This is a genomic window from Hyphomicrobium sp. (assembly GCF_019744875.1).
GTDB lineage: Bacteria > Pseudomonadota > Alphaproteobacteria > Rhizobiales > Hyphomicrobiaceae > Hyphomicrobium_C.
In genome coordinates, this window is the sequence record NZ_JAIETU010000005.1 from 745,262 (window position 1) to 760,160 (window position 14,899).

General features: G+C 64.9%; 13 protein-coding genes. 9 read left to right on the top strand and 4 right to left on the bottom strand.

The features are described from left to right. The first annotated feature begins 16 nt into the window (after positions 1–16). The 3 genes from K2Y42_RS13500 to K2Y42_RS13510 all read left to right on the top strand — a co-directional run bounded on the left by K2Y42_RS13500 (position 17) and on the right by K2Y42_RS13510 (position 3,301). Positions 17–1,345 carry an ammonium transporter gene (locus K2Y42_RS13500; RefSeq protein ID WP_291153331.1) on the top strand — a complete coding sequence of 443 codons (1,329 nt, stop codon included), beginning with the start codon at positions 17–19 and terminating at the stop codon, positions 1,343–1,345. A 310-nt stretch (positions 1,346–1,655) separates the two neighbouring features. Then, positions 1,656–1,862 carry a hypothetical protein gene (locus K2Y42_RS13505; RefSeq protein ID WP_291153334.1) on the top strand — a complete coding sequence of 69 codons (207 nt, stop codon included), beginning with the start codon at positions 1,656–1,658 and terminating at the stop codon, positions 1,860–1,862. Beyond that, complete coding sequence (locus tag K2Y42_RS13510; protein WP_291153337.1) at positions 1,859–3,301, top strand: ammonium transporter; 1,443 nt, start codon at positions 1,859–1,861, stop codon at positions 3,299–3,301. Before K2Y42_RS13505 ends, K2Y42_RS13510 begins: the two co-directional genes overlap by 4 nt. 344 nt (positions 3,302–3,645) lie before the next feature. Here the strand turns inward: K2Y42_RS13510 and K2Y42_RS13515 are convergent, their stop codons facing one another. Next, positions 3,646–4,146 carry a L,D-transpeptidase family protein gene (locus K2Y42_RS13515; protein WP_291153340.1) on the bottom strand — a complete coding sequence of 167 codons (501 nt, stop codon included), beginning with the start codon at positions 4,144–4,146 and terminating at the stop codon, positions 3,646–3,648. 151 nt (positions 4,147–4,297) lie between these two features. On the opposite strand from K2Y42_RS13515, the gene K2Y42_RS13520 reads away from it, so the two are divergent. Continuing rightward, positions 4,298–4,984 (top strand): response regulator transcription factor, encoded by a 687-nt coding sequence (locus K2Y42_RS13520; RefSeq protein WP_291153343.1) that lies wholly within the window; start codon positions 4,298–4,300, stop codon positions 4,982–4,984. A gap of 205 nt (positions 4,985–5,189) precedes the next feature. Further along, positions 5,190–5,711, top strand: coding sequence for a cyclic nucleotide-binding domain-containing protein (locus tag K2Y42_RS13525; protein ID WP_291153346.1), 522 nt, complete (start codon positions 5,190–5,192; stop codon positions 5,709–5,711). 86 nt (positions 5,712–5,797) lie between these two features. On the opposite strand, the gene K2Y42_RS13530 is transcribed toward K2Y42_RS13525, so the two are convergent. The 3 genes from K2Y42_RS13530 to K2Y42_RS13540 form a co-directional block, all read right to left on the bottom strand. After that, positions 5,798–7,027 (bottom strand): ammonium transporter, encoded by a 1,230-nt coding sequence (locus K2Y42_RS13530; RefSeq protein ID WP_291153349.1) that lies wholly within the window; start codon positions 7,025–7,027, stop codon positions 5,798–5,800. A 225-nt stretch (positions 7,028–7,252) separates the two neighbouring features. After that, a complete protein-coding gene (locus K2Y42_RS13535) occupies positions 7,253–8,176 on the bottom strand; it encodes a hypothetical protein (RefSeq protein ID WP_291153352.1) in 924 nt (307 codons plus the stop codon). 212 nt (positions 8,177–8,388) lie between these two features. After that, a complete protein-coding gene (locus K2Y42_RS13540; protein ID WP_291153355.1) occupies positions 8,389–9,066 on the bottom strand; it encodes a YggS family pyridoxal phosphate-dependent enzyme in 678 nt (225 codons plus the stop codon). Positions 9,067–9,265: 199 nt separating this feature from the next. On the opposite strand from K2Y42_RS13540, the gene fic reads away from it, so the two are divergent. The 4 genes from fic to holA all read left to right on the top strand — a co-directional run bounded on the left by fic (position 9,266) and on the right by holA (position 14,861). After that, positions 9,266–10,390: a protein adenylyltransferase Fic gene (gene fic, locus K2Y42_RS13545; protein WP_291153358.1), complete on the top strand. Its 1,125-nt coding sequence runs from the start codon at positions 9,266–9,268 to the stop codon at positions 10,388–10,390. 98 nt (positions 10,391–10,488) lie between these two features. Next, positions 10,489–13,125 carry a leucine--tRNA ligase gene (leuS, locus tag K2Y42_RS13550; protein ID WP_291153361.1) on the top strand — a complete coding sequence of 879 codons (2,637 nt, stop codon included), beginning with the start codon at positions 10,489–10,491 and terminating at the stop codon, positions 13,123–13,125. Further along, complete coding sequence (gene lptE / locus K2Y42_RS13555) at positions 13,112–13,708, top strand: LPS assembly lipoprotein LptE (RefSeq protein WP_291153365.1); 597 nt, start codon at positions 13,112–13,114, stop codon at positions 13,706–13,708. The genes leuS and lptE overlap by 14 nt, the downstream gene beginning before the upstream one ends. A gap of 106 nt (positions 13,709–13,814) precedes the next feature. Next, positions 13,815–14,861, top strand: coding sequence for a DNA polymerase III subunit delta (holA, locus tag K2Y42_RS13560; RefSeq protein WP_291153368.1), 1,047 nt, complete (start codon positions 13,815–13,817; stop codon positions 14,859–14,861). Positions 14,862–14,899: the final 38 nt, after the last annotated feature.

A 14,899-nucleotide genomic window follows, 5' to 3' on the forward strand; every position in this document is an offset into this window, starting at 1 on the left:
CAGGGGAGTTCACGATATGAAGCCAAGCCTACTCACGCGCGTCACGGGGGCCCTTGCGACCGCCGCCGCGTTTGCGCTCTACACGCTTCCGGCGATGGCGCAGGACGCCGCTCCGGCCGCGGCGCCGGCGCCCACGCTCGATACCGGCGACACCGCATGGATGTTGCTTTCCTCGATCCTCGTTCTCTTGATGGCCATTCCGGGCCTCGCGCTGTTCTACGGCGGCATGGTGCGCAAGAAGAACGTGCTCAACGTCTGCATGATGGTGTTCGCCACCTTCTGTACGCTCTCGCTCGTCTGGATCCTGGTCGGCTACTCGCTCGCCTTCACCGACGGCGGCGAACTGCAGCCGTACATCGGCGGGCTCAGCAAGGCGCTGCTCGCGGGCGTCACCAAGGACAGCCTGCAGGGAACCATCCCTGAATCGCTGTTCGTCTTCTTCCAGATGACCTTCTTCGCGATCACGCCGGCCCTCATCATCGGCTCGGTCGTCGATCGCATGAAGTTCTCGAGCCTGCTCGTGTTCATGGTGCTGTGGTCGCTGATCGTCTACGTGCCGGTCTGCCACTGGGTCTGGGGCGGCGGCTTCCTCTCGAAGGACGGCGTTCTCGACTTCGCAGGCGGCACGGTCGTGCACATCAACGCCGGCGTCGCGGGTCTTGTCGCAGCCATCATGCTCGGTCGCCGCAAGGGTTACGGGCAGGAGAACCTGGCTCCGCACAACCTCGTGCTGACGATGATCGGCACCGCGCTGCTGTGGGCCGGCTGGTATGGCTTCAACGCGGGCTCGGCTGTTGCCGCGAACTCGTCGGCAGCCATGGTCGCTCTCTCGACGCAGGTCGCGACGGCTTCAGCGGCGATCGCCTGGATGGTCGTCGAGTGGATCGTCCATCGCAAGCCGACGATCCTCGGCATCTGCTCGGGCGCCATCGCCGGTCTCGTCGCCATCACGCCTGCGTGCGGCTTCGTCACTCCGCTTGGCGCAGTCATCATCGGTCTTTCGGCCGGCGTGATCTGCTACATCGCCTCGACGGGCGTGAAGCGCGCGCTGGGCTACGATGACAGCCTCGACGTGTTCGGTGTCCACGGCGTGGGCGGCATCGTCGGCGCAATTCTGACCGGCGTGTTCGCCGCGGAAGCGATCGGCGGCACGGCCGGCCTTCTCGAAGGCAACCCCGGGCAGGTCTGGACGCAGGTCTATGGCGTGCTCGCCACCATCGCCTGGTGCGCGGTCGCGACCTTCGTGATCCTGCTCGTCATCAAGCTCGTGATGGGTCTGCGCGTGTCGGAGAGCATCGAGGTCGAAGGTCTCGATGCAGGCCTCCACGGCGAGACCGTTCAGTAAGACCGACAACGGCCGGCGGCGCACGCCGGCCGTATTTCGATCGCCCCGGGAGTTCCGCTCCCGGGGCGTTTTGCTGCCCGCGAAACCTCGGCATTTTTTTTGCGCGGCTCTTTCGCTCAATAAACAGGCGTCCAACGCAAAGTGCCTGAAAGTTCGGCTGGCCAAGACTTGAGCGCATCCGGCGCGGATGCGGGTTGCGCGGGAAAGCCATTACGTTTTCAACGAGCTATCTGCGTTTTTCAGATTGGCATGACTTTTGAAAACTAAGTCAGCGGTGCGCTTCAAACACGGTGCGCACTGGGGGCAGTTCATGATCTCGACGCGCAGACGCTTCGCTTCCTTCAAGAACCAGACCGGCCGTCGCGGGGAGCTTCTCTCCGCGCATCGGACGAGCTTCGCGCAGCAGATCATGGGCCACGACACGGCCGACACGCACGGGGCGGCGCAATCGATCGCCGTTGGGATCGCCGTGCTCGGGCCGCGATCAATGGGGCAATACGAGGGAGTTCGATCATGACACTCAGATTACTGACACGCGTGGCGGGTGCATCGGGTGCCGCCGCACTCGTTGCTATCGGGACGGCTGGTGCCGCGCTGGCGCAGACCACGCCGACCGTCGACAAGGGCGATGCGGCCTTCATGTTCCTCGCGACCATCATCGTGCTGCTGATGACGGTTCCGGGATTGGCGCTGTTCTACGGCGGCCTCGTGCGCGCGAAGAACATGCTGTCGATCCTGATGCAGGTGTTCGCCATTACCTGCATGGTCTCGATCATCTGGGTGACGTACGGCTACAGCATGGCCTTCACGCCGGGTGGCGCGCTCAACGATTACGTGGGCGGCTTCTCGAAGGCGTTCCTGTCGGGCGTCACGCCCGCGTCTCTCGGCGCGACCTTCACGAACGGCGTCTACATTCCGGAACTCGCGTTCGTCGCGTTCCAGATGACCTTCGCCTGCATCACGCCGGCGCTCATCGTCGGCTCGCTCGCCGAGCGCATGAAGTTCTCGTCGGTGATGCTGTTCGTCGCCCTCTGGGTGACGTTCGTCTATTTCCCGATGGCGCACATGGTCTGGTACTGGGGCGGCCCTGACGTCATGGCTGAAGCGGCCAAGGCGGGCGGCGCCGCACTCGAAGCGGCAAGCGCTGACGCGGGTCTCCTCTTCAAGTGGGGCGCCATCGACTTCGCAGGCGGCACGGTGGTGCACATCAACGCCGGCATCGCGGGTCTCGTTGGCGCGCTGATGGTTGGCAAGCGCGTCGGCTACGGCCGCGAGCAGATGGCTCCGCACTCGCTGACGCTGACGATGGTCGGCGCTGCGCTGCTGTGGTTCGGCTGGTTCGGCTTCAACTGCGGCTCGAACCTCGAAGTCAGCTCGACGGCCTTCGTTGCGATGATCAACACGTTCGTTTGCACGGCTGCGGCCGGCATCTCGTGGATGCTGATCGAATGGCTGGTGAAGGGCCGTCCGTCGCTGCTCGGCCTTGCTTCAGGTGTTGTTGCCGGCCTGGTGGCCGTCACGCCGGCAGCCGGCTTCTCCGGCCCGATGGGCGCCATCGTGCTCGGCCTCGTTGCTGGTGTGATCTGCTTCTTCGCCTGCACGGGCGTCAAGCGGCTGCTCAACTACGACGACAGTCTCGACGTGTTCGGCGTGCATGGCGTGGGCGGCATCGTCGGCGCGATCGCGACGGGCATCCTCGTCAGCCCCGATCTCGGCGGATCCGGCCTTGCGGACTACGTGTCGAAGCCCGGTGAGCTCGTCGCCGGTTCCTACGATATGGCTACGCAGGTCTTCATCCAGGCCAAGGCCGTCGGCTTCACGATCCTGTTCAGCGGCATCCTGTCGGCGATCCTGTTCAAGATCGTCGACATCCTGGTCGGTCTCCGCCCGGGCGCCGAATCCGAACGCCAGGGTCTCGATCTCGTCGACCACGGCGAGCGGGCCTACAACCACTAGGGCTGGTCCCGCCCTGGTGGCGGACCATCTCTCGACTTTTGTTTCTCGTGCTTACGGCCGGTCACTGCGGCGCCCAATGGCTCAGCCGTGACCGGTCCCACTTTCCGGACGCACCTAGGACCCCGCAGCACGCCGATCTCGTGACGGCGCGCTGCAGCCATCTGGATCTTCTCCCGAGCACGCGTCTCCCCTAGACGTGCTCCAAACTCGGCCCGGGGCTTCGTGCTCCGGGTCTTTTTCTTTTCCGAATACAAGTTGGGAGCGGCTGTTCAGGTACTGCCGGGTCGCCTTGCTCGCGAGCGCTGACGCGCTTTTTTTATAGCGGCCGTATCTCGCTTGGCGGGTCAGACGACGATGAGGCGGGTGGCGGGGCCGATGCGGGCCAGCACCTTGAGAAGGTCGGCGTAGGCGAGCGCGATGCAGCCTTCCGTCGGCGCGTATCCGTCTTTTGCGACGTGCATGAAAATGGCGCTGCCGGCTCCGCGGCGGCGCGGGCGGCGGTTGTAGCCGATGACCAGCACGACATCGTAGAGGCCGTCGTCGCGCCACAGGCGTTCGGCGCTTTCCGGGTAGGGATGGCGGACGAAGCAATTGTAGTTGCGGTCATCCGCTGCGTCGCACCATCCGCCGTCTCTCTGCGTCGCGGCAAGGCGCAGCGCGGTCTGCGGCCGCCGATGGCGATCGGGGCGAAAGTAACCGCTTTCGAGTCGGTAAACGCCACGGGGCGTCGCGCCGTCGCCTTCGCGCTTGCGGCTGGTGATGCCGCCGCGGCCGAGGGCACAGGGCAGGACGAGGTTGCCGCAGCGGAGCGTTCCCTGCGTGCGGCCGGGCGCGAGGCTCCTCACGACGATGTTATGGGCAATAATGCGACTTTCCCTTTCCCATCCGGTGCTGACCCCGCTAACCCTCGGGGTTCACGGCACCCTACCTCAGGGCGGTAGCAGATGCTAAGAGGGTGCATCCGCCGTCATCCCGCAAAACACGGAGCCCCCGAGAATGAGCGCTGCCCGCAAGATCCTGCTTGTCGATGATGACGAGGATCTCCGTGGATCCCTGCACGACCAGCTCGCGCTCCACGAGGAGTTCGAGGTGTCGGTTGCGGGGACGGCAGGCAAGGGCATCGAGGCGGCGAAGGCCGCGCATCCGGACCTGGTGGTGTTCGACGTCGGCCTGCCGGACATGGACGGGCGGGAAGCGGTGCGCATGTTGCGCAAGACCGGCTTCAAAAACCCGATCATCATGCTGACCGCCAACGATACCGACGCGGACCAGATTCTGGGTCTCGACGCGGGCGCCAACGACTATGTGACGAAGCCGTTCAAGTTCGCCGTGCTGCTGGCGCGCATCCGGGCGCAGTTGCGCCAGCACGAACAGAGCGAGGACGCGGTGTTCGGTATCGGGCCGTATACGTTCAAGCCGGCCTCCAAGCTGCTGCTCGACGAGAAGGGCGGTAAAATCCGGCTGACGGAAAAGGAAACGGCGATCCTCAAGTACCTCTACCGGACCGGCGACAAGGTCGTGTCGCGCGAGACGCTGCTGCACGAGGTATGGGGCTACAATGCTGGCGTCACGACGCACACGCTCGAGACGCACATCTACCGGCTTCGCCAGAAGATCGAGAAAGACCCGTCGAACGCTGAGATTCTCGTGACCGAGACCGGCGGCTATAAACTCGCTTCGTGAACAAGTTATCCAGGGCTCGTCCACACTCCGACGACTGACCCTGGACCCCAACCCCCGAATCGCCCGACTTTTTGACTACGCCGACTGCAAGAGGCTGGGCGTGCGGCCCGACATCTTGCCTCTCTGCAGCGTGGCGCAGTTGGAAATGTGCGGTGTGGCATCGCGTATTGCATGCCGGGTTCAAGTTGCGGGGATTTTTGTTGTCATGGCGATCGATGCGCTGGTGTTACCACTTCTCAAGGTGCCTCTGTTTCAAGGGCTGAAGCCGCTTCAGCTCACCGAGATCGCGCGGCGCGCGGACCGGATCGTCTACAAGCCGGGAGACGTCATCGTGACGGCCCGCGCGGAGACGGACGCGGCGGTGCTGGTGATTTCGGGCGAAGCCGTGCGGACGGACGGCCCCGGCCTTTCGGGCGACAGCGAAGACATTCCGCCGGGCGCGCTGATTTCCGAAATGACGATGCTGATCGAGACCGAGTGCTCGTCCACGGTGGTGGCGCGCACGCCGGTGCGGGCGCTCAGGATCACGCGCTCCGAGATGCTGGCGCACATGACGGCCGATCCGTCGCTCGCCGATCATTTCATCGAGAAGATTTCCGGGCGCCTGTCGGCGTTCGTCGAGGATCTGCGCGCGATCGACCGGTCGCTGTCTGCGGAGACGGCAGACGCAAGCGCCGTGCCGCCAGCAGAGGCTTCGGCCGCCGAGGCGCCGGCCGTGCTGCATTGATCGCGGATTTCTTTCTCAGGATAGACAAGTGGCCGTAGCGCGGTGATGCGCTCCGGCCATGTTTGTTTTGTAGGGATGATCGCCCCTCAGACGCGGCCCAAGCGCACGTCTTCTTCCGGGTTGGCGCCGATCTTGTGGATCGAGAGGTCCGCGCCGCGCCGCTCTTCCTCGGGTGACAGGCGAAGGCCGAAGATCGCGTTGACGAGAGCGTAGACCGCGACGCCGCAGATGAGGCCGAAGCCCGCCCCGAGGACGCTGCCCACGAGCTGAGACTGGATCGTCACGCCACCGAGACCGCCAAGCGCGGTCTGTCCGAAGATCCCGCATGCGATGCCGCCCCAGAGACCGCAGAGGCCGTGCAGCGCCCAGACGCCGAGGACGTCATCGATCTTCCAGCGGTTGGACGAGACCTGGAACATCACCACGAAGATCACGCCGGCCGCGCCGCCGGTCACGAAGGCGCCCACGGGATGCATGATGTCGGAGCCCGCGCAGACGGCGACGAGGCCCGCCAGCGCGCCGTTGTGCACGAAGCCCGGATCGTTGCGGCCCGCAATGAGGGCTGCGAGGATGCCGCCACACATGGCCATCAGCGAGTTGATGGCGACGAGGCCCGAGATGCCTTTGAGGCTTTGTGCGCTCATGACATTGAAGCCGAACCAGCCGACGCACAGCAGCCACGAGCCCATGGCCAGCCACGGCAAGGACGAGGGCGGAATGCCGACGGACCGGTTGCCGTCATAGCGGCCGAGGCGCGGACCGAGGCAGAGGATGGCGCCGAGCGCGACCCAGCCGCCGAACGCGTGCACGACGATGGAACCGGCGAAGTCCTTGAAGTTGGCTCCGAGCACGCCGAGGAAAAGGGTCTCCTGAATGCCGAAGTTGCTGTTCCAGATGACGCCTTCGATCAGCGGGTAGGCGATGCCGACGATCAGCGCGGTTGCCGCACACTGGGCGGGGAAGCGCGCGCGTTCGGCGATGCCACCGGAGATGATGGCCGGAACGGCGGCGGCGAAGGTGGCGAGGAAGAAGAACTTCACGAGCGCCATGCCTTGGGGCGCGAAGGCCGGGTCGGCGCCTGAGATTGCGGCGGCATCGGCGAGGAACATCACGCCGTACGCGATCCAGTAGCCGATGAAGAAGTAGCAGACGGTCGAGATCGCGAAATCGACGAGGATTTTGACGAGCGCGTTGACCTGGTTCTTGTGGCGGACGGTACCGACTTCGAGAAACGCGAAGCCGCCGTGCATGGCGAAGACGAGGATGGCGCCCATCAGAAGAAAGAAGACGTCGGCGCCCTGTAGCGTTGGATCCATTTCGTGCCCCCAGTGCATGAGTGTTTCTTGTGCAGGGTGGCGTCGTTTTGCGCGTCCTGCTTATTGTGCGGGCCTATGGATCAAGTTTTGTGCCAATTGGTCTTCGGGCTGTTTTCTCTCGCAGGTTCAAATGATAAGGGCGCGAGCCGTTTACTGCTCGCGCCCTAGATGATGAAAAGTTGTGCTGTCTCGTATGCGCGCCTGCCTGCTGAGCAGGCAGTGGCGTCAGCGCACGCGGCGCGGGTTCATGTAGAGGTCCGCTTCCTGGCGATCCAGCTCTGGCGTGATCTTGCCGGACTGGACGCCCTTGTACAGGCGCTTCATGTGGCGGCGGCAATCGCTGTTGAAGACCATCATCGAGCCGAACAGCTTCATGACCGTCGTCAGGCGCTTGTCGGCGCCTTCGCGGATCTGGCACTTCCACTTGCCGCCGATGGAGAACACCTTGCCGTCGATGTAGCCGACGGTCTCGTTGTTCTGATCGATCAGCGCGTAGTCGCCGCCGAGATTGATGAAGGCGCGCTTCAGGCGGTAGAACTCAGGCTTGCCCTTGCCGTCGATGATGAAGAACGAGAAGTGCTCGGGCATGAACGGCCATTTGTTGGCCGAGCGCTCCAGGTAGATGATGTAGTTGTCGTCGTCGGTGTTGATCGAGTAGGTCATCACCGGCAGGCCGCGCGCGCCGATCGTCTGCTGCAGAGAGCGGCCGACCATCAGGTCCATCGTGGCGCGCCAGCCGAGGTTGGGCGTGAACAGCTTGAAGACCAGGCGGCGGTCCATGCCGGTCGCCTTCTTCCAGATCTCCTCGCGGTAGCCGAACAGGCCGGTGCGCTCGCCGTTCTCGATGATCTCGCCGAAGATATCCATGTCGGACGTGAACTGGCGCGACTTGGCGCGATTGCGCGTGCGCCGGTAGAGGCCGAACTCGGTGAAGTTGAAATCCGTGAGCCAGATGTCGACGACGAAGCGGTTCCAGCCGTCGGAGGCGCGCTTGGACGGCTTCTTGCCTTTCGTGCCCTTTGTTTTGGCCTCTGCGGCCTTCACTTCCGCGGCGGCTTCCTTGAGAGCCTCGGCGCGTGCGTCGCGAGCGGCGTCGGCTGCCGCGGCATCGGCGCGGGCGTCCACGACCTTGAGTGCGGGTGCGTTCATGCCGGTCTCCCTCCTCTTGAGCTTTCGTGCCTGAGCGGACTTTGGAATCCGGCGCGATCCGAATGGTTCCGCCGGATCCGCTCGAGCGAATCACACAGTTGCCGAAAGGCTAGCATCGGCCATCGGTTGGCGTGGGGCACGGCGACGCCGCGCGTGTGCGAAAGCTGTGGGTAGGTGGGGAGCAGGCAGTCGGCAACGGGCAGCGGGTGGTGTCAGCGGGCGCCGAAGATGGCGGAGCCGACGCGGACGTAGGTGGCGCCGAATTCGGCGGCGGTCTCGAAATCGCTGCTCATGCCCATGCTGAGCTCTGGCAGGCCGAGCTCGCGGGCGAGCTTGGCCAGGAAGGCGAAGTGGACGGCCGCTTCCTCGTCGACCGGCGGGATGCACATGAGGCCCGCGATCCCGAGGCCGAGGTCGTCGCGGCAGTGGGCCAGGAAAGACGCGGTGTCCTTGGGCGCGATGCCGGCCTTCTGCGCTTCCTCGCCAGTGTTGACCTCGATGAAGAGCTTGAGGCGCTTGCCCTGCTTCTGCTGCTCCTCGGCGATGGCGCGGGCGATCTTGGGGCGGTCGACGGTGTGGATGGCGTCGAACAGCTCGACCGCTTCGCGGGTCTTGTTCGACTGCAGCGGGCCGATGAGGTGCAGCTCCGTGTCGGGATAGCGGGCGCGCAGGTCCGGCCACTTCGCCTTGGCCTCCTGCACGCGGTTTTCGCCGAACAGACGCTGGCCGGCGTCGAGCACGGGGACGATGGCTTCGGCTTCGAAGGTCTTCGAGACGGCGATCAGGTGGACGGACGCGGGATCGCGCCCGGCCTCGCGCGCGGCGGCGGCGAGGCGGGATTGGACGTCAGCGAGGGCAGCGGCGGGCGAGGATGGGATCGGGTTGGTCATTGGTCGGGTTTAATCCATATGCGCAATAAATCAAATATTTTGCGCACGTCCGGACCCTCATGCGCACGGCGCGTGCATGTGAGGAGGAATATGCGCAAAAAACGATGAAATTTGCGCATATTTGGTGGACATGCGCGCCGCTTGCTCATATCATCCGAATATGCGCAAAAAATCTGAAAATTTACGCATATCAGATCACGTGACGGTGTTCGATCCGGAACAGCCCTACAACGCGCTGCCCCCGCTTCCACCGCCGCATGACATTGAAACAAAAAGCGTTCTCAAGAAATGCGTGACGGCGCGGGCGGCGTTGGCCGCCCTCCAGCAGGCGACGGCGCTCATTCCCAACCAAGATGTGCTGATCAGCAGTGTGCCCCTGCTGGGCCTGAGAGAGGCCAAGGACAGCTCGGAAATCGAGAACATCGTCACCACCAACGACAGGCTGTTTCAGTATGCTCACAGCGATCCGGACCAGGCGGATCCCGCGACCAAGGAGACGCTGCGCTACCGCAAGGCTCTGCTCAAGGGCTTCGAAAGCCTCGCAGAGCGGCCGTTGACGACGCGCACCGCCGTCGAAGTCTGTCGCGCCATCAAGGATGTCGATCTCGATCTTCGCCGTACGACCGGCACCCATCTGCGCAATCATGCCAGCGGCAAGGTCATCTATACGCCGCCCGAGGGCGAGGCCGTGCTGCGGGAGTTGATGGCGAACTGGGAGGCCTTCCTGCATGACGGGTCCGATATGGATCCCTTGGTGCGGATGGCAATCGCGCATTACCAGTTCGAGGCCATCCATCCATTTCCCGACGGCAATGGGCGCACCGGGCGCATCCTGAATATTCTCGTGCTTGTCCAGGAGGGGTTGCTGGATCTGCCGGTCCTCTATCTCAGCCGCTACATCAACGACCGCCGCAACGACTATTACCGATTGCTGCTCGGCGTGACCGCCGAGAAGGCCTGGGAAGCCTGGGCGCTCTTCATGCTCGATGCAGTCGAGACGACGGCCCATTGGACGCGGGACAAGATCCTGGCGGTGCGCGCGCTCATGGAAAGCACTGTCAGTCACGTACGGGAGGCGGCGCCGAAAACCTACCGGCGCGAGCTTGTCGAGACGATCTTCAGGAAGCCTTACTGCCGCATCGGCGATCTGGTGGAGGCCGGGGTCGGTAACCGCACCACGGCGTCCAAGTATCTCAAGGATCTCGTGGAAGCGGGCGTGCTGCAGGAGAGGAAATCAGGCCGGGATCGCATCTATCTGCATGTCCGGTTCTTCGATCTGCTCATGAACGACAGCAACGAGGTCGCGCCGTTCCCGCCGACATGAGGCGTTTCAGCGCCCTCATCAGCGGGTCGCCTTGACCGGGCGGGCCCTTTCGGGCTCATTACGCCGCAAACCTTAATCCCGAGACGACCGAAAGCCCCATGGCCAGCGAACGATACAACGCGCCCGCACGAGAAAAGCATTGGCAGAAGGCGTGGGAGGACGGCGAGATCTTCCGCGCCTCCGACGACCGCAGCAAACCCAAGTGCTACGTGCTCGAGATGTTCCCCTATCCCTCGGGGCGCATCCACATGGGGCATGTGCGCAACTACGCCATGGGCGACGTGTTTGCGCGCTTCAAGCGGGCCAAGGGCTTCAACGTGCTGCATCCGATGGGGTGGGACGCGTTCGGCATGCCGGCCGAGAACGCCGCGATCGAGCGCAAGACGCATCCGGCGACGTGGACCTACGCCAACATCGACACCATGAAAACGCAGCTCCGCTCGATGGGGCTTTCGCTCGATTGGAGCCGGGAGCTGGCGACGTGCAGCCCGGACTACTACGCGCATCAGCAGAAACTGTTTCTCGATCTCCTGAAGACCGGGCTCGCCTACCGGCGCTCGTCGAAGGTGAACTGGGATCCGGTCGATCACACGGTGCTCGCCAACGAGCAGGTGATCGACGGGCGCGGCTGGCGCTCGGGGGCGCTGGTCGAGCAGCGCGAGCTGACGCAGTGGTTCTTCAAGATCACCCAATACTCGGACGAGCTGCTGGAGGCGCTGGGCACGCTCGACAAGTGGCCGGAGAAGGTGCGCCTGATGCAGGCGAACTGGATCGGCCGGTCCGAAGGCATGCTGGTGCGCTGGGCGCTCGATGCGGCCACGGCTCCTGCCGGGTTTTCGGAGCTTGAAATCTACACGACGCGGCCGGACACGCTGTTCGGCGCATCGTTCATGGCGATCGCGCCGGATCATCCGCTGGCGAAATCGGCCGCGGAGAAAAATCCGGAGCTGGCCGCGTTCTGCGACGAGTGCCGCCGCATGGGCACTTCGGTTGCCGATCTCGAGTCGGCGGAGAAGCGCGGGTTCGATACCGGCATTCGCGCCGTGCATCCGTTCGATCCGTCCTGGACGGTGCCGGTCTATGTCGCGAACTTCGTTCTCATGGAGTACGGCACGGGCGCGATCTTCGGTTGCCCGTCGGGCGACCAGCGCGACCTCGATTTCGCACGCGCTTACGGGCTTCCGGTCGTGCCTGTCGTTCTGCCTGCGGGTGCTTCGGCCGAGACGTTCACGATCGGCGACGAGGCGGCCGACGGCGAGGGCACGATGATCAACTCGCGCTTCCTCGACGGGCTGTCGACGGATGCCGCGTTTGAGGAAGCGGCGAGCCGGCTCGAAAAGGCCAGCCTCGGCGGCCGTCCGGCCGGTCAGCGCAAGGTCAATTTCCGCCTGCGCGACTGGGGCATCTCGCGCCAGCGCTATTGGGGCTGCCCCATCCCGGTCGTGCATTGCGACGATTGCGGCATCGTGCCGGTACCCGCGAAAGACCTGCCGGTGCGCCTGCCGGACGACGCGACCTTCGACAAGCCGGGCAATCCGCTCGACCGGCATCCGACGTGGAAGCATGTGGCCTGTCCGACGTGCGCCAAGCCCGCGCGGCGCGAGACGGACACGATGGACACGTTCGTCGACAGCTCCTGGTACTACGCGCGTTTCACCGCGCCGCATGCCGAGACGCCGATCGATACGGACGCGGCGAATTACTGGCTGCCGGTCGATCAATACATCGGCGGCATCGAGCATGCGATCCTGCACCTGCTCTATTCGCGGTTCTTCTATCGGGCGATCTCGGATTCCGGGCACGGCACCAAGAACTTGCGCGAGCCGTTCGCGGCGCTCTTCACGCAGGGAATGGTGACGCACGAGACCTACAAGTCGGAGGCGGGCGCATGGCTGCTGCCGAGCGAAATCCGCTTCGACGGCGAGGGTGACGGCCGGTCTGCGGTCGAGGTGGCGACGGGTAAGCCTGCCGTCATTGGCTCCATCGAGAAGATGTCGAAATCGAAGAAGAACCTGGTCGATCCGGACGACATCATTGCCGGCTGGGGCGCGGATTGCGCGCGCTGGTTCATGCTGTCCGACAGCCCGCCCGAGCGCGACGTGGTCTGGACGGAAGCGGGCATCCAGGGCGCGGGCCGCTTCGTGCAGCGCGCCTGGCGCGTGGTGGACGAGCTGGCCGACAAGGCCGCGGCCAAGGGCGCGCCGCAGCCCGATACGCTGTCTGACGAAGCCGTTGCGTTGCGCCGCGCCGCCCACAAGGCGACGCATGCGGTGGCGCAAAGCATCGAAGGTCTGCGGTTCAACGTGGCCGTGGCGCAGATCTATGAATTTACCAACGTCTTGTCTGCCGCACTGGCCAAAACTGGCGACGCCACAAAGACCAGCCAAGATGTCGCCTGGGTTCTGCGGGAAGCCGTCGAACTATTGGTGCAGATGATCGGCCCAATGATGCCTCACCTGGGCGAGGAATGCTGGGCGCGGCTCGGATACAACACTTTGCTCGCCAATCAGCCTTGGCCGGCCGTGGATGCGGCGTTGCTCGTTGACGATAAGATCACCATTGCCGTACAGGTGAATGGCAAGCGCCGCGACGAGATTTCGGTAGCGCGCGACGCTGCGGAAGACGAGATCAAAGCCGCTGCTTTGGCGCTGGATCCGGTGATCCGGGCGCTGGAAGGGCGGCAGCCCAAGAAGATCATTGTCGTGCCGCAAAGGATTGTGAATGTCGTTGCCTAACACGGGCGGGACCATGCGTGCAGGCGTCATGAACCGGAACGTTTCGAGCCGGACTGGCGGATGGTACTCGGCATCGCGGCTGGCGATGGCGGCGGTTCTCGTCGTGCCTTTTCTGGCGGCGTGCGGCAACGGCGGGTTCAAGCCGCTGTACGGTTCGGCCGGCATCGGCGCAAACGCGGACGCCCGGCTGGCCCAGGTCTCCGTCACCACCATTCCCGGCCGCGTCGGCCAGCAGATCCGCAACGAACTGATCTTCCACGCCACAGGCGGCGGCGGTGAAGTCGTCAATCCGGACCTGCGTCTCGACGTGGCCATCCGCGAGAGCGTGACCTCGACGCTCGTCGAGATCGACGGCAACTCGGCCGGCCAGATCTACAACGTCGAGGCGAAGTTCCAGCTCATCCGCATCTCGGACAAGACGGTCGTGCTCTCGGGCACCAGCTTCGGGCGCGCCAGCTTCGAGCGCAATCTCTCGATCTTCTCGAACGTGCGCGCACGCGAAGACGCCGAAGACCGCGCCGCGAAGGTGATCGGCGAGGACCTCAAGGCCCGCCTCTCGGCCTATCTTGCAGGCGCCGCCTAAGCTTTCGGTTTCATTGCCGCTCTCGGTTTCATTGCCGCTCCGGAGCCGACGGTCCAGGCGGTGCCGACTTGGGCGACCTTGCGGCTGCTCTCGAAGGCGTTGATCCATGGTTGCCGTCAAGGCGCATCAGGCCCAGGCGTTTCTCAACGCTCCCGATCCCAAGATCCGCGCGGTGCTGTTTTTCGGCTCCGACGTCGGGCTCGTCAGCGAGCGCGCGCAAATCCTCGCGAAGGCGGCCGCGCAGCGATTCGATCCGCCGGGTGAGCTGATCCGGCTGGACGACGTCGATCTCGACAGCGATCCCGACCGGCTTGCGGTCGAGCTCAACACCGTGCCGATGTTCGGCGGCCCGAAAATCATCCGGACGGCCCAGAGCCGGCGTGTCAACGCGGCGCTGCTCAAGCCGCTCGTCGAGGGCGGGGTGCGCGAAGGCGTGCTGATCGTCGAGGGCGGCAATCTCAAGCCGGACGACACGCTGCGCACGCTGTTCGAGAAGTCGCCCGTGGCGGCGGCCATCGCCTGCTACGCCGACGCAGCGCAGGACCTCGAAGGGCTCGTGCGCGACATCCTGCGGGAGGCCAACGTGACCATCTCGTCGGACGCTCGCCACGCGCTGGTCGAGCGGCTGGGCGCGGACCGGGCGCTGTCGCGCGGCGAGATCGAAAAGCTCGTGCTGTACGTCGGGCCGGGCGGCACCATCGATGTCGCCGAGGTGGAGGCCATCGTCGGCGACGTGTCCGAGCTGGCGCTGGAGCGGATCACGAACGCGGCCGCGGCCGGCCAGGCGGCGCGTGCGGTCGCGGAATGCGGCCGGGCCGTCTCCTCGGGTGAAAGCCCGCAGGCCATCATCGCGGCCACGCAGCGGCACTTCCAGCGGCTGCACCGGACCCGGGCGGCGCTGGATCGCGGCAGCTCGCTCGAAGATGTGCTGCGGCAGATGCGTCCGCCCCTGCATTTCAAGCAAAAGGACGCCTTTGCCGCCCAATGCCGTCTCTGGACGGCGCCGCGGCTCGAGGAGGCGCTGGCGCGGATCGCGACTGCGGCCAAGGCCGCGCGGCTTGCTGGCGCGCTCGAAGCGGCGCTCTCGGAGCGCCTCATGATGGGCCTCGCCATGATGGTCAGCGGCCGGAGCGACGCGCGGCGTCCCCGCTGAGGCTGAACGGACCCCCAAGCCCGGCGGGCGAAGAGGCT